Source organism: Cytobacillus sp. Bac17, from assembly GCF_024519925.1.
Taxonomy (GTDB): domain Bacteria; phylum Bacillota; class Bacilli; order Bacillales; family Cytobacillaceae; genus Cytobacillus; species Cytobacillus pseudoceanisediminis.
This window is the reverse complement of the sequence record NZ_JALJRC010000003.1, coordinates 24,810-42,881: the sequence shown is the minus strand read 5'-3', so window position 1 is coordinate 42,881 and position 18,072 is coordinate 24,810. Positions and strand designations below refer to the sequence as shown.

Sequence of the window (18,072 nt, the reverse complement as noted above, 5' to 3'; positions counted from 1 at the left end):
ATTTTTTATGGAACAAGTAACACTTAACGTTCAAGGAATGTCTTGTGTGCATTGTGTCAATTCAATTGAAGGTAATGTAGGGAAGTTAAAGGGTGTTGAGTCTGTCAAGGTTCATCTTTCAGAGGGTAAGGTGGATGTGACATTTGATTCAAATACAGTAAGCTTGAACGAAATTACAGATGTTATTGAAGAACAAGGATATGATATCGAACAACCAGCCTAAGTTTATGTAGTTGTTAAATAAAAATGAAGCAGATCGTGCCCTTTTCAGCGCGATCTGTTTTCGGAAAAAAACATACCCCACTGGAGTATGAGGACGATAGGAGTGAAAAATATGAGCCAGAAGGAAGCAACCCTTCAAATTGCTGGAATGACTTGTGCTGCTTGTGCAACAAGAATTGAAAAAGGATTGAAGAAAATCGAGGGAGTCGAAGACGCCAACGTGAACTTTGCCCTTGAGAAAACAAACATCAAATATGATCCAGATAAAACTGGCACAGCAAAATTTAAGGAGAAAGTCGAATCTTTAGGGTATAACGTTGTAAGTGAGAAAGTAGAGTTTGATATTACAGGAATGACCTGTGCAGCCTGTGCCAATAAAATTGAAAAACGCTTAAATAAGCTGGATGGAGTTGAAAAAGCAGGGGTTAACTATGCAATAGAAACTGTTCTGGTTGAATATAATCCTGAGCAAGTTTCTATCCCTGAAATGAAAGAGGCAATTAAAAAGTTAGGCTATAACCTTGAACAAAAGAAAGAAAATGCAGGGGAACAGGTTGACCATCGACAAAAAGAGATAGAAAAGCAGCAAGGAAAGTTTCTTTTCTCTGCCATTTTATCATTCCCGCTATTGTGGGCAATGGTTAGTCATTTTGAATTTACGTCATTCGTTTGGCTGCCCGACATGTTTATGAATCCTTGGGTACAGCTAGCCCTGGCGACACCAGTTCAATTTGTGGTTGGTAAACAGTTTTATGTTGGGGCCTATAAGGCGTTAAGAAACAAGAGTGCAAATATGGATGTGCTAGTTGCTCTTGGTACATCAGCTGCATATTTCTATAGTTTGTATCTAAGCTTTGCATCGATAGGCTCCGATGGCCACATGGTTGAGCTCTATTATGAAACGAGTGCTGTTCTTATTACCTTAATTCTATTAGGTAAACTGTTTGAAGCGAAGGCGAAAGGCCGCTCATCTGAGGCGATTAAGAAGTTAATGGGACTTCAGGCGAAAAATGCAACAGTCGTTCGTGATGGCCAAGAAATGATTATCCCAATCCAAGAAGTTTTAGAAGGGGATATTGTTTATGTGAAACCTGGTGAAAAGGTACCGGTAGATGGTGAGATTGTGGAAGGAAGATCAGCCCTTGATGAATCAATGTTAACGGGTGAAAGTATTCCAATTGATAAAACGATTGGAGATAGCGTTATTGGTTCAACAATTAATAAAAATGGATTCTTGAAAATTAAAGCAACAAAGGTTGGAAAAGATACAGCTTTAGCTCAAATCATTAAGGTAGTTGAAGAAGCCCAAGGCTCTAAAGCACCAATCCAGCGATTGGCAGACGTAATTTCAGGTATTTTTGTACCGATTGTAGTTGGTATAGCGATTATTGCTTTCCTTGTGTGGTTTTTCTATATCAATCCTGGAGATTTTGCAGATGCTCTTGAAAAATTCATTGCGGTTCTAGTTATTGCTTGCCCTTGTGCCCTTGGTCTTGCAACACCAACTTCGATTATGGCCGGTTCAGGCCGTGCAGCTGAATTTGGGATTTTATTTAAAGGTGGGGAACACCTTGAAACAACACATCGTTTAGATACGATTATCCTGGATAAAACAGGGACAGTTACAAACGGTAAGCCGTCCTTAACGGATGTCATTTTAGCAGAAGGAATAGATGAAATCGAATTTCTTACGCTGGTTGGCACAGCTGAAAGAAACTCCGAACATCCACTTGCAGAAGCCATTGTGGAAGGTATCAAAGAAAAAGGAATTAATCTTGGGTCATCGGAGGCATTTGAAGCTATCCCTGGTTTCGGTATCCAGTCAACGGTGAAAGGTAAGCAGTTATTAATCGGGACACGAAGACTCATGGCTAAATATAGTGTCAATGTTCATGAAGTATTGTCCAAAATGGAGAACTTGGAGAAGCAAGGGAAGACAGCTATGTTAGTAGCAATTGATGGCAGCTATGCAGGTATGGTTGCCGTTGCTGATACCATTAAGGATACATCTAAAGAAGCCATTGCCCGCTTAAACAAAATGGGCTTAGAAGTAGTAATGATCACAGGGGATAATACCCAAACAGCAAAAGCTATTGCGGACCAAGTTGGAATTAAGAAAGTCATTGCGGAGGTTTTACCAGAAGGCAAGGCTGAAGAAGTAAAAAAGCTTCAGCAAGCTGGTAAAAAAGTGGCCATGGTTGGGGATGGAATCAACGATGCCCCTGCACTTGCGACAGCTGATATCGGTATGGCGATTGGTACAGGTACCGATGTGGCAATGGAAGCAGCCGACATCACCCTCATCCGAGGCGATTTATCGAGTATTGCAGATGCGATTTTCATGAGTAAGAAAACAATCACGAATATTAAACAAAATCTATTCTGGGCACTTGCCTATAACGTCATAGGAATTCCAATCGCAGCAGCTGGTTTCTTAGCTCCTTGGTTAGCGGGGGCAGCGATGGCATTTAGTTCTGTATCGGTTGTTCTTAACGCACTAAGGCTTCAAAGGATTAAGTTAAAAGCTTAAATGTAGAAAGGAGGGACCTATTTTGAAAAAAGGTATTTTGATTTGGACGCTTTCGGCTATCGTGTACCTTGGGGCAGTTATCGCAGGCTACAATGTGTATGCAAGTATAAATCCAAAAACTGAGGAACACGCTAATCAAAAAACTACTAATCAGGAGGGAGAAAATATGAACCACGACCACGGGGACCATAGTACAAATACTATTAGCGAAGTTACACCAAAAGTATCCTACGCTAACGGAGAAATCACCATTGAGTTAAAAGATAAAAATAACCATGTTCCGGAACTGGAAGTTTCCCATGAAACTTTATTGTCGTAGGTTTAGACTTACAAGAGTACCATCATTTACATCCAGAGAAAATGGGAGATGGAATCTACAAACAGAAAGTAAGTTTAGAGGGTAATTCATATAAAGCGTTCGTTGATATAAAACCAAAAGGTCTTCAATATTCAGTAATGCCTATTGAATTCCATGCTGGTGAAGCGCATCATGAACACGGTAATAACGATCTCGCTGCCGATACGGATTTTACAAAGACAATCAATGGTAAAACGGTTGAATTAACTGCTGAATCCTTTGAGATCAGCAAAGAGGTAACTCTTAATTTTGATTTGAAGGATGCAAAACCTGAGCCTCATTTAGGCGCCTTAGGCCATGTTGTTGTCTTGGATGAAGATGGAGAAAAATATATCCATGTTCACCCTGTGGCAGATGATAAAACAGTATTTGACACGAAATTTGATAAGCCGGGCATTTATAAGATTTGGGCTGAATTCAAATTTGAAGGACAAGTGAATGTCTACCCATTCGTTATAGAAGTTAAATAAACAAAAAAGGAGAAGTGATTATTATGACAAAAGTTCAGCTTGAGCTTTATACAAGACCTACATGAACAGACTGCCAGGCGGGGAAAGAGTTTCTTTCCCAAAATAAAATATCCTATATTGAATACAATTTAACAAAACAACCGCATAAAGAGGAAGATCTAATTAAAATTACGGGTACTAGAATTGTTCCAGCTTTTGTGTTTAAAAATAAATCCTTATTAGGTTGGATGAGTAAGCCTAAGGTCCTTATTGGGTTTGAACAAAATATAGGTGAAATAAAGAAGATACTAAAAATATAAAATTAGATATTTCCTGCAGCTAGATACTGAGGAGGTTATACTTTTAACCATTTATTATACCCTCCGTTGGTAGGGTAAATAAAGGAGTGTAAAGGGGAGAAAAAAATGGAGAATGATTCAAAAAAAATAAAGCTAGCTATAAACGGAGGAATTGGATTTGGTGCAAAACTCTCCTCTAAACAACTATTGATGATTTCAAAGTATATGGATGAAGATGAAGAACTTGAGCTAACAACTTTTCAACAACTCTATATAGAGATACCAGAAAATAAAAAGGAAGAGATTATAGCGGAATTCCAGCATGTCGGGTTAGCATGTTATCCAGTTGGATCCTTTGTTAAAAGCTTGAGGACCTGTAATTTTTGCAAAGGGGAAGAGGAAGAGGGAATGCCAGTAGCAAAAGAGATAAATCGCCGTATAGCCGGCAAGCCTGTTCCCTTTACATTAAAGGTTGCGTATACTGGCTGCCCTATTGGCTGCGGTGAGCCCCTGTTAAGCGATATAGGTATTATGAAAATTAGAGAGCATTACAATTTATATGTTGGAGGCAAAGCAAAAGGCAAAGACGCTGAGGTTGGTTCCTTGTTGGTGGAGAATCTTACGCCAGAAGAACTGTACGCTGTTGTAGAAAAGATTATATCTGTCTACTCACAAATGGGGAAAAAGCGGGAGTCATTCTATAAATTTTTGAAACGGATTGGCAGAGGTCAATTAATCAGTTAATAACAACTGAAATATAGCTGCCAATTAACCTAACGGGAATTTTCATTCAATCTCTATAGTGATGAAAGATTAAAAGTATCCTGCTTTTGCTCAAGGTGGAATTTTTTTTTGAGAAGAGTACCCCTTTGTATTTCAATTAAGTTCTGATGAAAAGGCCCATTTCAACATTGCAGATAGTGGCAGTTTCTATTTTTCTATAATCAAGAAAAACATGACTGGATTGTGTACTGTGATTTTTATTAGACCTTTTTTAGTTAAAAAGAAAGCCGTCTGTACTAAATACAGGCGGCTTTCTGTCAGCTATTAATCTCTATTTTATCTTCATTATGAATATCTTCCGTTCCGGCTTCCAGTGCAGTCTTGTAGTATAGGCATTTATGCTCGATGACTTCCATTGTTTTTCTTAGTTCTTCCATTTGTGCTTCAACATTTGCTCTTCGCTCCAGAAACATGTCATATCTTTGCTGCAGTGTGGCATCCCCTTCAGAACACCAATCAATGAAATTTTTAATCTCCTTTATAGGCATCCCGGTGGCTTTCAGGCATTCTATTACTTTTAGAGCGCTAAGGTCGGATTCTTTAAACAAGCGGTTTCCGCTGGGGGTCCGTTCTACAAAAGGCATCAGACCTTCCTTATCGTAGTAGCGGAGGGTATATACTGTCAGATTCAATTCCTTTGCCACTTCACTGATCGTGTATGTCTTCATTATTTATCTCCTATTCTTATAGATATAGACCTAGAGTTAACTATAAGGTTTGACGTGAGATTACCATGGTATTTTGTAAATGTCAAAGTCACTTTAATGAGCATGAAAAAAATTTTAAATTTATCGCTTGACCTAGAGTTAACTATAAGCCTTAACATGGTTGTGAAAAGAGATAAATGATGGGACATAATTGAGTACTATTTTAAATCTATCATTCTCTTAAAAAATACAGGAGGTCTTATTTATGATAACTGCTAAAGCGCGGGCTGTTGATGGTCCCGACAAGCCGTTTAGAGCGGCTGAAATTAAAAGGCGTGATCTGGATTTGCATGATGTTCTGATTGAAATTAAATATGCCGGCATTTGCCACTCCGATATTCATACTGCTCACGGGGAGTGGGGGCCTGTGAACTATCCACTCGTACCCGGGCATGAGATTGCAGGAATTGTTGCGGAAGTAGGAGCTGAGGTGACAAAGTACAAGGCAGGAGACCGGGTAGGAGTCGGATGTATGGTTGACTCCTGCGGTGAGTGTGAAAACTGCCGTAAAGGAGAAGAACAATACTGCCTCAAAGGAAATATCCAAACCTATGCGGGTGTGGACAAATACGGCGAGCCTACTCAAGGCGGCTATTCTACGCACATTGTAGTACAGGAAGAGTTCGTACTCAGAATTCCTGATAGCATTGAGCTTGATGCGGCAGCCCCGCTGCTTTGTGCGGGTATTACTACTTATTCGCCGTTAAATCATTGGGAAGCTGGGCCGGGCAAGAAAGTAGCGGTTGTCGGTATGGGCGGCCTTGGCCATATGGCTGTCAAAATTGCACATGCCATGGGTGCAGAAGTGACAGTCCTTTCGCAAACATTGAATAAAAAAGAAGACGGCCTGAAATTCGGAGCAGATCATTACTTTGCCACAAGCGACCCGGAAACTTTCAAAAAACTTGCCGGAACGTTTGACTTAATTATTAACACGGTAAGTGCGAAAATCGACATAGATGCTTACTTCTCACTGCTCACGCTTGACGGAACATTGGTTAACGTGGGTGCTCCTGCAGAGCCATTGTCAGTCAATGTGTTCTCACTCATCGGCCATCGCCGTTCCTTTGCGGGTTCAATGATTGGAGGCATCCGTGAGACTCAGGAAATGCTGAATTTCTGTGCAAAACATAACATCGTTCCAAAGATTGAAGTCATTACAGCTGATCAAATAGATGATGCTTACGAACGAGTATTAGCTTCAGATGTGAAGTATCGATTTGTAATTGATATTAGTACAATGTGATGTGTCCAATGATAAGTTAATCATTGTAAGGTGTCTTGAAAGGCTGGCTTTCAAGACACTTTTTTTTTCGAATGATCGTACAAAAAGTAGCTTATAGTTTTGAAGCCATTCTCCAATAATCCCCCAAACTACAGATAGATCCCATATGAATAAAGTGCTGACAAAAGCAGGTCAAAGTTTCGCTGTCCTTTTTTATTTATAAGTCTTTTAAATTAGATCCTAAATCTATGAAAATGAGAATCTTTTTAACGCCTATTTCAAGATCCTAACCAGTTCATCAATGAAAAATTAATCGATATTTTTAATAGGTTTTTACTAAAGCCTTACATATATTTAATATTCATTTAAGAATAGTCTGATAACTTATGATAGTGGACACGGAAGCAAAGGATCATAAGTCATCAAATTATTTATCAGGAGGCGGATGAGATTGAACAATAGCGGCATGAACAGACGGGACTTTTTAAAAGCTGGAGGAGCAGGTACGTTAGCAGTTGCTTTAGGAGCGTCGGGTGTCTATTCTTTAGGCGGCATCACAAAGACATTAGCTGCAGCACCAGGCAACAATCCAACTAGTGGTTTTGGCGGATATGGCCCATTAGTAAAAGATCCAAACGGAATATTAGATCTTCCTAGAGGGTTCCATTACAAAATTATATCCAAAACGGGCGATAAAATGTCAAACGGGGACCTCGTGCCTGCCATGCTAGATGGAATGGCTGCTTATAGAGGAGAGAAAAACACGACCATTCTTGTACGGAATCATGAAAACAGCACAAATTCTCAATACCCTGTAAACGGAAAAAATCCTTGGAGCAAAGGTGCTGCAGGAGGTACAACCGCAATAGTCGTTGGTTCGAACCGAGAGGTTATTCAGGAGTATGTGACAAGTTCTGGTACAATCCGCAACTGTGCCGGTGGCTCCACAACCTGGGGGACTTGGTTAACATGTGAAGAGACACGGGAATTGGGACATGGCTTTGTTTTTGAAGTCAACCCGCTTGATCCGGAAAACGAAATGTCGAAAACCCCAATCCGTGATATGGGTTACTTCTCTCATGAAGCCTGTGCAGTCGACCCTGCAACAGGGATATGGTATCTGACAGAAGATGCGAGCCCAAGCTTCCTTTATCGGTTTACTCCAAATGACCGTACCCGGACTCTCGGCTCCCTTCAAAAAGGAGGGAAATTGGAGGCATTGGCAATCGATGAACTTCCGGCATCTAAAGCAAGTTCGTTTGAAAAAGGACAAAAATTTGGCGTCGTGTGGAAGGAAATCAATCCAGAACGCGCACAGCAGGATGCCAAAGACAAAGGCTGTATTCAGTTTAGCCGCTTAGAAGGTGCGTTCTTTTCTGCTGGTGTGTTCTGGTTTGACGATACGAGTGCCGGGGATGGCAGCCTTGGCCGTGTTTACCGCTACATTCCTGCTACAAATACATTAGAACTTTTTTATGAATCCACTGATAAAAATGATTTGGAAATGCCAGACAATATTTGTATGAGTCCCTGGGGTGACCTTTGGATTGCTGAAGATGGCGGCGGGAATGACAGAATCATTGGCCTGACACCTGAGGGAAAGGTTTATACCTTTGCTGAGAACACATTGAATGGCTCTGAATTTGCCGGACCGGCATTCTCCCCTGATGGAAATACGTTCTTTGTAAATATTCAAACCCCAGGTATCACATTTGCGATTTGGGGACCATTTGCGAGGCGAAACTCTGCCCGCCAAAGGGCCATGGGACATGCTGCTCCGCCTGCCGGCCTCGGCCCGATTGTGTCCGGCAAAGTCGCATCACTTGCCGAAGAGCAAGGAATGAGCATACTGGAAGCAGCTGCATTAGAGCGTCATGGAATGCCAATTCTATAAGTGCTAAATTTATATGAGTTTTAATGGGAATTCTCTGGAGGATAATAGCCATCCAGATTACGGAGGTGCAGGATGCTGCAGAATATCGGGATACCCGGGCTCATTTTAATCCTGGTGATTGCGTTAATTATATTTGGACCTTCAAAGCTTCCGGAAATTGGACGAGCTTTTGGCAATACGTTGAAGGAATTCAAGAAAGCGACCCGTGACTTAGCAAATGGTGCTGAAGAGAATGAAGAAACGAAAAATGTGAAAGAGAAAGCCCATCTAAAGGCAATAGAGACAAAGGAAAGTAAGACTGTGAATTAAAGCCTGCTTTTTACCGGAATTCTCGCTTTTTTTAAAGAACAGGGAGGGGGATAGAGACAATTTCTCTCCCTGTTTATCAAATGAATTGAAAAATTTCAACCTGTGTCCAATAGAAAGGGTGTTCTTTTAATGACTGCCACTAGTCCACTCAAATTAAAAGAAGAAAGCAAGGAGACTTCCGTAAAAGAGATTCATTGCAATAAGTGCTTCACCTGCCGTCTTTGTTCCAAAACAGGAAAGAATATAGCAAAAGTGATGGAGGCTGTCCCTGAAGATCGTTAAGTTACGGTCTTTTATGGACAGCCTTTAATTTTTTTTAAAACCTATACGATATAGAACCAAAATCATTTGAATATTCGATGGAGAACCAATAGTTGTTTTCGGGCCTGTACGAAAGATAGAAAAGGCAGGACTTATTCAACTTCCCTTAGTCCCTTCCCTTCAAGTATCATTTGACCTGCCTTCTTCACAAATCCATATACGCCAGGAACAACTTTTACATTGGCAATCAGAGAGTTCGACATACTCTTGAAGGTGCGATTTAATGTCCATAACAGAATGGCCATTGCGGCCTCTTTCCTTTGTTCGAACCAGAATGAGAAACAAGTACTAAGAGGGGATTATGCGGGTGTAATATTATCTTAAATAGTTCTTATATTGGGCGCTGCCGTGAAGGCGGCTTTTCTTTTGGACTAATGAATATAAAAATTGAAAAATATGGAACCCTCGACAATGAAATTCGTAATAGTAATAAAGAAATGTATAAGGGGGGATTACATGGTCTGGTTACTCATGCTTCCAGTGGTTATCTGGTTTATTTTATTTTTGCGAAAAAAGGTCTCATTTAAATTTGGTTTATCTCCAAAATCATTAGATATAAAGCCGATTAAAGGGTTAAAAAAGCTAAGTGATCACCTGGAGAGATCTCTTAGTAAAACTTATATGGGGAACGTAGAAGAGAGGGTAATGAAAGAAATTAAACTAAAAGAAAATGAGTACAGCTGGCGTTTGCTGGATTTAAAACGCTACTTTATTTTGACTTCTCTTTTAAAAGAGTCCCCTATGTTCAGCGAAAAGGTTGATGATTTGTGGCATCAGATGCTCATGTTTACCCGTGAATATGATGATTTTTCAAAAGAATATTTAGGAAGCACTCTTCATCATAGTCCGAATCTAAAAAAGTCGCCTGAACCTGATTTACGCGGATTTTTTGATTGGGTGTATGGTGAGCTCTTTTTCATAAGAAATGAAAATATCCATCTTTATAAGGGATTTTACAGATTCCCTGTACCTCCAAATATAATTGATGAGTTTAAACGTTTGCCGGAAAATGAACTAATAGAGCTCTATTTTAAGAGTGATAGCAAGTATATGGCTACTGTGATCTCACTTATTTCTGCCATGAAAAAAACAGCAAAGAAAGTAAAAAAGTACGAAAAAAGCGCTATACAAGAAATGATGAGAAAAAGAAAAAATCAGCAAAATTATAACGCAATGCTTGTTCCTTTTTTATCTGTGTCCTATTTTCATTATGATGATTTTTCCAGTTACATGAAAATCAGCAGCAAGCTTTTATCAAGCAGTACAAGCTGCGGGTCGGGCAGCTCCTGCAGTTCCTGCTCATCCTGCAGTTCCTGTTCAAGCTGCGGCGGGGGCGGAGATTAATAAAAAGAGAGCCGAGCTGGTCGAAAGGTCAAGCACGGCTCAGCTGCCGGTAAAACATTGACTGGGGGAACATCGCTCACACAAATGAGGGGGAAAACTTATTTATCCTGAGCAAGCTCTTTTCTATTGGGAGCAAGTGGCGGCTGTTCAAACCACTTGTTTTTCGCCATGATACCGAACCATTTTCTGGTGATTCCCAATGTCTTTAGATTGGCTTCTTCATAAGCTAAGGCCAAGTCTGTTCGCTTGGATTCGGCTAGGCCTGTTCCGTAATATCCTTGAGCCGTTTGAGCCAGAAAACCCATATGGTACAACATTGGTGCTTACCGTCGAGTTTGATACGGCACCACCATTACGCAACCCTTAAGTTGCTTGTGTTGACAAGTAACCACAAGGTTGCTTATAATCGAAATATGAATTGGGACAAAGACGCTATATTCAAAGCACTTGGTGATTCGACTCGGCGGCTTATATTGGACGAACTGTCCGAACGTAAAGAGATGACGCTGTATGAATTAACTGCTCGTCTCATTATGAAGCACGATCTTTCCATTTCGCGGCAGGCAATAGCTAAACATCTTTCTGTATTGGAAGATGCAGAGCTTATAAAATCCGAACGAAAGGGAAAATATCGCGTAATTATTTTCAATAACCAGCCACTTAAAAATTTGCTGAAAGGATGGCTAGAGTAATTTACTAAAGGCGGAATAGGTATTCTAACTAATGTGCGGGCTTGTTTTGCTGGGGCTCAGATTGTTAGTACAGTATCATCCGTCACAAATATCAAAGGAGGCAAAAACATGATGAAAGTAATTGTTACCAGTATTTTCGTCCAGGATCAGGATAAGGCATTAAAATTTTATACAGAAACGCTGGGGTTTGTAAAAAAGCATGACATTCCAGTCGGGGAACACAGGTGGATCGCCCTTGTTTCTCCAGAAGATCAAGAAGGTACGGAACTATTGCTGGAACCGAATGCACATCCGGCCGCCAAAGAATACCAAAAGAAGATATTTGCAGAAGGAATTCCGGCAACAATGTTTGGCGTAGCTGATGTTCACGAAGAATATAACCGATTAATAAAACTGGGAGTGAAGTTTACGATTGAGCCGACAGTAATGGGCGATGTCACATTGGCTGTCTTCGATGATACATGCGGCAATCTTATTCAAATAGCGCAGAATTAGCTTGAAAAAAAGGCACTTTTTGTGATCTTTTTTCTCATTATGTCGCGTAATTTTACTCAGACAAAATAGAACACATTATTTCAAATTAATGGATTATACAGGGCCGAACGTTGTGATTCTGCTTTCTATACACGAATAATGTCATTTCCTCCCGAATTCTTTTATGTAAAAAGAAATTGGGGAGGATTTTTTATGTTAAAGAGATTTAGAAACATGCTAATGGTTTTTGCGGCTGGAGTTCTCATGCTTGCCGCTCCTTCATTTACAGAAGCGGCGCTTGGAGATCGGACACTTGCCAATGGATCATCAGGGTCAGATGTGGCCGAATTGCAGGATTACCTGATGACAAAAGGGGTTTTCCCGTACCATACATCGACAGGATACTATGGATCTATCACAGTGGAAGCCGTCAAGGATTTTCAGCGTAAGCGCCATCTGAAGGTTGATGGAATTGCAGGATCGCAAACAAGCCATGCGTTAAAAGTGCTGAGATATGGAGACATTGGGAAGCAGGTCATCCAAATTCAATATCAATTGAAACAAACAGGTCACTATGAATCTAATTTAGATGGAATCTATGGTAATGGCACAGTGAGTGCCGTCAAGAGCTTTCAAAAACAGCAAGGTCTAACTGCAGACGGAATTGCCGGTCCGAGAACAAGAGCAGAGCTGGACCGAAAGGCCAAGCACGGTTCAGCAGCCGGTAAAACATTGACTGTGGAAAGCACAGCGTACACGGCAGATTGTGAGGGCTGTTCAGGTGTGACACGGATGGGTCTGGATTTAAATAAGTACCCTGATGCGAAAGTGATTGCTGTCGATCCCAGTGTCATTCCGCTTGGATCTATCGTAAAAGTTGAAGGCTATGGAGTTGCGATAGCAGCGGACATAGGCGGCGGCATAAATGGAAGTTCAATAGATGTGTTTATTCCTAATCGCAGCGATGCCCTCCAATGGGGGCGAAAAAGCGTGCGTGTGGAAGTAATCGAATAGGTATGGGCTGTCCCGCACAATCATGCGGGGCAGCTTTTTTGTTTTGGAAAGTCCTTAAGAGGTCAATACGTTTAAAGCAGTAGAAAATATCATCCATATTGTGTACGAAATATGGATCCGTTACTGGTATATTAATGCTAAGAAAATGAAGGACAGGAGTGAAAAAATGATTAAAGGACTGTACGAAGCACATTTACCGGTAAGTAATATCAGCAAGTCAATTGAGTTTTACAGGGGCTTGGGAATGGAATTAGCCATAAAATATGAGAAAACTGCATTTTTTTGGATCGTTAAGAATGAAAGCTGGCTTGGGTTATGGGAATGTGAACAAGTACAATTTTCTTATCATCCATCCATCAGACATATTGCATTTAGAGTAGATTTAGAAGATCTAAAGAATGCCAAAACGTGGCTGGAAAAGCGCGGCATTGAAATGCGTGAAGAATTCGGCTTTAAACCTCTTGAACCCATTGTAATGCCAGACCAGACACATGCAATGGTTTATTTTCATGACCCAGATGGAAACTCATTGGAGTTTATCTGTAAATTACCATCTAAGCCTGAAGATAAACCTATGATGTATTTAAGTGATTGGGAAAGGTATTTGAAGAATAAAAACTAAAATTTTTCTTTTTTCAATGATATGGGCAGTGGAGTGGAACAAGGGTTATAATTGGAGAAACAGCTCATTGAAAACTTGTACAAAAAAGGGTGCGTACCATGCCGACTAATTCTTTTGAAAACTATCCTATGACCTGGAAGCCATCCATTGATAAAACAGAAAAGCCCATTTATCAAGCGCTGGCAGGGCAATTGGAACAGGATATTTTAAACGGAGTGTTATTGCCCGGAACCAAGCTCCCTCCACAGCGGGAATTGGCTGATTATTTAGATTTAAATTTGAGCACTATTTCAAAAGCATTTAAAGTTTGTGAGTTAAAGGGCTTATTAAGTGCAACGGTCGGAAGCGGCACTTTTGTATCGTATGGTGCGTTATCGAATGCGTATTTACTAGAAGATACAAAGCCGAAGCACTTAATTGAAATGGGGGCAACACTTCCGGATAATGCTTCTTTCGAGCCGCTGATGCTCCAGCTGAAAAGTATGCTGCAGGAGACAGATTATGAAAAATGGTTTGGTTATGGCAGGGGAGGAGAAAGCCATTGGCAAAAGGATGCAGCGGTAAAGCTAATCCGCAGAGGCGGGTTAGAAACTACCGCTGATCACATTTTATTTGCGAATGGGGGTCAAAATGCCATTGCTGCTGCACTGGCAAGTCTATGTATGCCCGGAGACCGCATTGGAGTAGACCAGCATACATACCCTGGCTTAAAAACGGCTGCAGCAATGCTTAGTGTGCAGCTGGTGCCAATAAAAACAGAGAACTATGAAATGTGTCCAGCGTCTTTTGAATATGCGTGTAAAACTGAAAATATTAAAGGCATTTACTTGATTCCGGATTATCATAATCCAACAGCTTCCTTTATGTCGGTTGAGACTCGAAAAATGATCGCAGCCATTGCCAAAAAGTATAATCAGTTCATTATCGAAGATGCTTCATACCATCTTCTCAGCAAAGAACCACTGCCGGCAGTCGCATCATTTGCACCAGAACAGGTCATCTATATTGCAAGTTTATCCAAATCGTTTGCACCGGGTCTGCGGCTGGCCTATGCTGCAGTGCCGAGTCAATTCAAGGAGCCAATTTCAAGGGCACTTTATAATTTTAATGTTTCCGTTTCGCCATTATTGGCAGAACTGGCAGCACGTACAATTGTATCAAATCAATTTGAAGCCTTGATTGAGGGCCATCAGGAGCAGACGATTCGCAGAAATCAACTTGTAAACAGGTACCTGGCAGACTTTACGTGCTTAGGTGCTGAAACAGGCATCTTTCGCTGGCTGCTATTGCCAGGCAAGATTACAGGGGCTGAATTTGAAGCGTTAGCTAAACAGCAAGGAATTCAGGTATTTGCAGCAGAACGGTTTGTAGTAGGAAACAGTTGTCCGGAGAGGGCAGTAAGAGTTTCTGTTTGTGCCCCGGAAACGCTTGAAGAGCTTGAGAGAGGATTGATTATCCTTAAACGACTGTTAGACAGTCTTATCTAATATTGTTTGCCATACAATTATAATATTGTATGGCTTTTTTGCACGTGTTAAGATGATTGAAATCTAGTTGGAATATTATGAAAATAAGGGAGGTTAGATTTTGCCGGTTAAAAATAGTGAAAAAGTTTTAGCCCCCCAATCTGCTTGGCTGCAGAGCTGCATAAATTCTTCAGAAAAACAGCAGCAACTATACAAAAGAACATTAATTGTCATTGTCATATCCCAGATTTTTGGTGGAGCAGGACTTGCAGCCGGGATAACAGTAGGGGCACTTTTGGCGCAAAACATGATGGGGACAGATAGTGTAACTGGAATTCCAACGGCGTTATTTACTTTAGGGTCAGCAGGGACTGCGCTGCTGGTAGGACGGCTTTCTCAGCGGTTTGGCCGCCGTCCTGGACTTGCCGCCGGATTTTTGGCTGGAGGCATCGGTGCCATTGGGGTAGTGGTTTCATCATTAACAAATAGCATTCTGCTATTATTTATTTCACTGCTCATCTACGGGGCTGGAACGGCTACAAACTTACAAGCACGCTACGCTGGAACTGACATGGCAAACCCGGCACAAAGGGCAAAGGCTATTAGCCTGGCCATGGTCTCCACCACATTCGGAGCTGTTGCCGGGCCAAACCTGGTGGATGTAATGGGGGATTTTGCTATATCCATAGGAGTTCCTGCTTTAGCCGGTCCCTTTATATTAGCGGCTGCAGCGTATATACTTGCTGGTTTCGTTCTATTTATGTTCCTCCGTCCTGATCCCTTTATTGTGGCAAAAGCAATATCAGATGCACGAAATAAAACGAATCATTTAGAGAAAAGTTCTAATTTGGCATCGATAAAAAGGCGAGGCATTTTTGCAGGAGCTGGCGTAATGGTTTTAACTCAATTTGTGATGATGGCCATTATGACGATGACACCCATTCATATGGGACACCATGGCCATGCTTTGAATGAAGTTGGGCTTGTCATTGGATTTCATATAGGTGCGATGTTTTTGCCTTCGTTACTTACTGGTTTCCTTGTTGATAAAATTGGCCGTGCTCCTATGGCTATTGCTTCTGCTATTACGCTGCTTGCTTCTGGCATTCTGGCTGCAGCGGGACCTGCTGATTCAATGGCCGCACTCAATTTAGCCCTTGTTTTACTCGGACTTGGCTGGAATTTTGGCTTAATTAGCGGAACGGCCATTCTTGTAGATTCAACTCACGCTTCTACTCGGGCTAAGACGCAGGGTTCTATCGATGTATGGATTGCTTTATCAGGAGCATTAGGAGGAGGTGTGTCGGGAATAGTTGTAGCATATTCCAGCTTTGCAGCCCTTTCAATTTCTGGTGCTATTCTTTCATTACTGTTGATTCCCATTGTTTTTTGGGCAGGTATCCATCAAAAAGAGAAAAGTATAAGTGTAAGTGACTGAATTTTCAGTATGATCATTAACTCCAAAAAATATAAAAGGAATGTTTATAAATGGAACATAAATTTGCTGAGAGAGCTCGATTTGTAACATCTTCTGAGACACGTGAAATATTAAAAGTAACAGAAAGACCAGAAGTAATCTCTTTTGCGGGAGGACTGCCAGCTCCAGAGCTGTTTCCTGTAGACCCTTTAAAGGATGCTTGCAGTGCTGTATTGAACGAAGAAGGTGCGGCTGCCCTTCAATATAGTACGACTGAAGGATATATTCCTTTGAGAGATGCTATTTGTCAGAGAATGAAAATGGCTGGGATTGACTCTAGCCTTGAAAATGTTCTTATTACATCAGGATCCCAGCAGGCAATCGACCTTACTGGAAGATTATTTATCAATGAGGGAGATACTATTATTTGCGAAAGTCCGACTTATCTAGCTGCCATTAATGTATTCAAGTCATATAAGGCCCAATTTATTGAAGTGGCAATGGATGATGATGGAATGCTAATGGAAGAGCTGGAGAAAAGGCTGCAGGAGCATCCCAATGCAAAATTTATTTATACGATTCCTGATTTCCAAAACCCTACTGGCCGGACCTTAAAACTCGAAAGGCGAAAAAGAATGATTGAGCTTGCTAATCAATATGATGTGCTGATTGTTGAGGATAATCCCTACGGTGCTGTAAGATTTGCTGGAAAGGAACTCCCTCCAGTAAAACATTTTGACACAGAAGGCAGAGTCATTTATTTAAGCACTTTCTCGAAGATTTTCACTCCCGGTCTTCGGCTTGGATGGATTTGTGCACACCCATTTTTCATTGATAAGTATGTTGCTTTCAAGCAAACAGCTGACTTGCACACTGATAGTTTTGCTCAAAGAATTACGGCAAAGTATATGGAGCTTTACGATATCGAAGAGCACATTCATAAAATAAAAGCTGTTTATAAAGAAAGATGCACAGCTATGTTATCTTGCATTGAAGAATTTTTCCCCAATAATATATCTTACAGTAAGCCGGAAGGCGGATTATTTATTTGGGTTGAGCTTCCAGAGGGCATTGATTCAGCACATATATTTACAGAGTGCCTGAAAAACAATGTTGCTTGTGTACCTGGTGCTCCCTTTTTCCCAAATGGCACACAAACAAATACATTGCGTTTAAATTACTCTAATATGCCTAAAGAGAAAATCATTGAAGGGATGAAGCGCATGGGAGATGTATTGCATCGGGAATTAGCAAATGATTCAATGCTGACAGTCTGACGGAAACAAGATGCTGTGTCACAATCCTGTATAGTTTATTGTATGTAAGCCTCAATAACTACTCCATTCCTGCATTCAATCTGAACCTCAACAATATCGACAAAATCGGGGGTACATTCATGGAGTTTGAAATTTGGATGAGCGGGAATACTCAATCAGAAAGAGGCCCATCTTTCACACGTGCATTCATACAGCATAGACACTGCAAGATAGAGGAATGTAAAAAAAATCCTGGAAGACCCATAAGTTTCCTCACCCAATAACTGGCCATCATTAAAGGTAAGGTGCCGTGTATATTGTTAAATAATGATAAGAAAAGAAGAGCCCAATTTTTTCATAAAAGCGGGCTTTTCTTAATTAAATTAAAAAGCGGCAGTTGGAAATGATAGTGAAATTCCGATATCCATTATTTCCTTATCTGCAAAAAATACTTCAAACATTATTTATAGTGCTCCCAATAAAATCACTTTTGAAAGTATTGAAGGAGACAGGAGGGTTTTAAGCCGTGTGAAATCAGGATTTTAAACCGCTGAAAACTGTTCTCTCTTGAAATATGGACTCTATTAGAGGATTCGGGAGTTATATTAAGATTATGTCCTATAGAATCTTTCTGAGCAGGGAATGAAAGTCTAGAATCCCAAATAAGCCTCTTTTTTGTATGTGATTGGT

Annotated in this window: 19 protein-coding genes and 1 pseudogene; 17 read left to right on the top strand and 3 right to left on the bottom strand. The window is 40.8% G+C overall.

Annotated elements, in window-relative coordinates:
* Window positions 1-7: 7 nt before the first annotated feature.
* The 6 genes and pseudogenes from copZ (at window position 8) to NR125_RS06770 (ending at window position 4,602) form a co-directional block, all read left to right on the top strand.
* Window positions 8-223, top strand: a complete 216-nt coding sequence (copZ, locus tag NR125_RS06795; protein WP_009335323.1) for a copper chaperone CopZ — start codon at window positions 8-10, stop codon at window positions 221-223.
* A 111-nt stretch (window positions 224-334) separates the two neighbouring features.
* Window positions 335-2,752 (top strand): heavy metal translocating P-type ATPase, encoded by a 2,418-nt coding sequence (locus tag NR125_RS06790; protein WP_009335322.1) that lies wholly within the window; start codon window positions 335-337, stop codon window positions 2,750-2,752.
* A 22-nt stretch (window positions 2,753-2,774) separates the two neighbouring features.
* On the top strand, window positions 2,775-3,071 hold the full coding sequence (locus NR125_RS06785; protein WP_256814854.1) for a hypothetical protein: 297 nt from the start codon (window positions 2,775-2,777) through the stop codon (window positions 3,069-3,071).
* 41 nt (window positions 3,072-3,112) lie between these two features.
* Window positions 3,113-3,580 (top strand): hypothetical protein, encoded by a 468-nt coding sequence (locus tag NR125_RS06780; RefSeq protein ID WP_256814853.1) that lies wholly within the window; start codon window positions 3,113-3,115, stop codon window positions 3,578-3,580.
* 80 nt (window positions 3,581-3,660) lie between these two features.
* Window positions 3,661-3,879, top strand: a pseudogene (locus NR125_RS06775) (glutaredoxin family protein); the annotation flags it as partial.
* 105 nt (window positions 3,880-3,984) lie between these two features.
* On the top strand, window positions 3,985-4,602 hold the full coding sequence (locus NR125_RS06770) for a nitrite reductase (protein WP_256814852.1): 618 nt from the start codon (window positions 3,985-3,987) through the stop codon (window positions 4,600-4,602).
* 296 nt (window positions 4,603-4,898) lie between these two features.
* On the opposite strand, the gene NR125_RS06765 is transcribed toward NR125_RS06770, so the two are convergent.
* Entirely contained in the window at window positions 4,899-5,309 is a 411-nt protein-coding gene (locus NR125_RS06765) for a MerR family transcriptional regulator (protein WP_256814851.1), read from the bottom strand.
* Between the two features lie 244 nt (window positions 5,310-5,553).
* Between NR125_RS06765 and NR125_RS06760 the strand changes: the two genes are divergently transcribed.
* From NR125_RS06760 to tatA, 3 genes are all read left to right on the top strand, one after another.
* Window positions 5,554-6,594 carry an NAD(P)-dependent alcohol dehydrogenase gene (locus NR125_RS06760; RefSeq protein WP_009335318.1) on the top strand — a complete coding sequence of 347 codons (1,041 nt, stop codon included), beginning with the start codon at window positions 5,554-5,556 and terminating at the stop codon, window positions 6,592-6,594.
* A 424-nt stretch (window positions 6,595-7,018) separates the two neighbouring features.
* Window positions 7,019-8,467, top strand: coding sequence for an alkaline phosphatase PhoX (locus NR125_RS06755; protein WP_251157283.1), 1,449 nt, complete (start codon window positions 7,019-7,021; stop codon window positions 8,465-8,467).
* Window positions 8,468-8,539: 72 nt separating this feature from the next.
* Window positions 8,540-8,776, top strand: a complete 237-nt coding sequence (gene tatA / locus NR125_RS06750) for a twin-arginine translocase TatA/TatE family subunit (RefSeq protein WP_009335316.1) — start codon at window positions 8,540-8,542, stop codon at window positions 8,774-8,776.
* A gap of 413 nt (window positions 8,777-9,189) precedes the next feature.
* Here the strand turns inward: tatA and NR125_RS06745 are convergent, their stop codons facing one another.
* A complete protein-coding gene (locus NR125_RS06745; RefSeq protein WP_009335315.1) occupies window positions 9,190-9,342 on the bottom strand; it encodes a hypothetical protein in 153 nt (50 codons plus the stop codon).
* Window positions 9,343-9,553: 211 nt separating this feature from the next.
* On the opposite strand from NR125_RS06745, the gene NR125_RS06740 reads away from it, so the two are divergent.
* The gene (locus tag NR125_RS06740) at window positions 9,554-10,441 is read left to right on the top strand and encodes a glycine-rich domain-containing protein (protein WP_009335313.1); all 888 of its coding nucleotides are present in this window, start codon (window positions 9,554-9,556) and stop codon (window positions 10,439-10,441) included.
* A gap of 98 nt (window positions 10,442-10,539) precedes the next feature.
* Here NR125_RS06740 and NR125_RS06735 read toward each other — a convergent pair whose 3' ends face one another.
* A complete protein-coding gene (locus tag NR125_RS06735) occupies window positions 10,540-10,758 on the bottom strand; it encodes a DUF3231 family protein (RefSeq protein WP_009335311.1) in 219 nt (72 codons plus the stop codon).
* Between the two features lie 96 nt (window positions 10,759-10,854).
* Here NR125_RS06735 and NR125_RS06730 point away from each other — a divergent pair, with 96 nt between their 5' ends.
* The 7 genes from NR125_RS06730 to NR125_RS06700 all read left to right on the top strand — a co-directional run bounded on the left by NR125_RS06730 (window position 10,855) and on the right by NR125_RS06700 (window position 17,403).
* Complete coding sequence (locus NR125_RS06730; protein WP_009335310.1) at window positions 10,855-11,133, top strand: ArsR/SmtB family transcription factor; 279 nt, start codon at window positions 10,855-10,857, stop codon at window positions 11,131-11,133.
* A 111-nt stretch (window positions 11,134-11,244) separates the two neighbouring features.
* Window positions 11,245-11,628, top strand: a complete 384-nt coding sequence (locus NR125_RS06725; protein WP_026041539.1) for a VOC family protein — start codon at window positions 11,245-11,247, stop codon at window positions 11,626-11,628.
* A 192-nt stretch (window positions 11,629-11,820) separates the two neighbouring features.
* Window positions 11,821-12,621 (top strand): peptidoglycan-binding protein, encoded by an 801-nt coding sequence (locus tag NR125_RS06720; RefSeq protein ID WP_256814850.1) that lies wholly within the window; start codon window positions 11,821-11,823, stop codon window positions 12,619-12,621.
* Between the two features lie 166 nt (window positions 12,622-12,787).
* Window positions 12,788-13,243 carry a VOC family protein gene (locus NR125_RS06715; RefSeq protein ID WP_009335307.1) on the top strand — a complete coding sequence of 152 codons (456 nt, stop codon included), beginning with the start codon at window positions 12,788-12,790 and terminating at the stop codon, window positions 13,241-13,243.
* 98 nt (window positions 13,244-13,341) lie between these two features.
* Window positions 13,342-14,730, top strand: a complete 1,389-nt coding sequence (locus NR125_RS06710) for an aminotransferase-like domain-containing protein (protein WP_009335306.1) — start codon at window positions 13,342-13,344, stop codon at window positions 14,728-14,730.
* 100 nt (window positions 14,731-14,830) lie between these two features.
* Window positions 14,831-16,147 carry an MFS transporter gene (locus tag NR125_RS06705; RefSeq protein ID WP_256814849.1) on the top strand — a complete coding sequence of 439 codons (1,317 nt, stop codon included), beginning with the start codon at window positions 14,831-14,833 and terminating at the stop codon, window positions 16,145-16,147.
* Between the two features lie 50 nt (window positions 16,148-16,197).
* Entirely contained in the window at window positions 16,198-17,403 is a 1,206-nt protein-coding gene (locus tag NR125_RS06700; RefSeq protein WP_256814848.1) for an aminotransferase-like domain-containing protein, read from the top strand.
* Window positions 17,404-18,072: the final 669 nt, after the last annotated feature.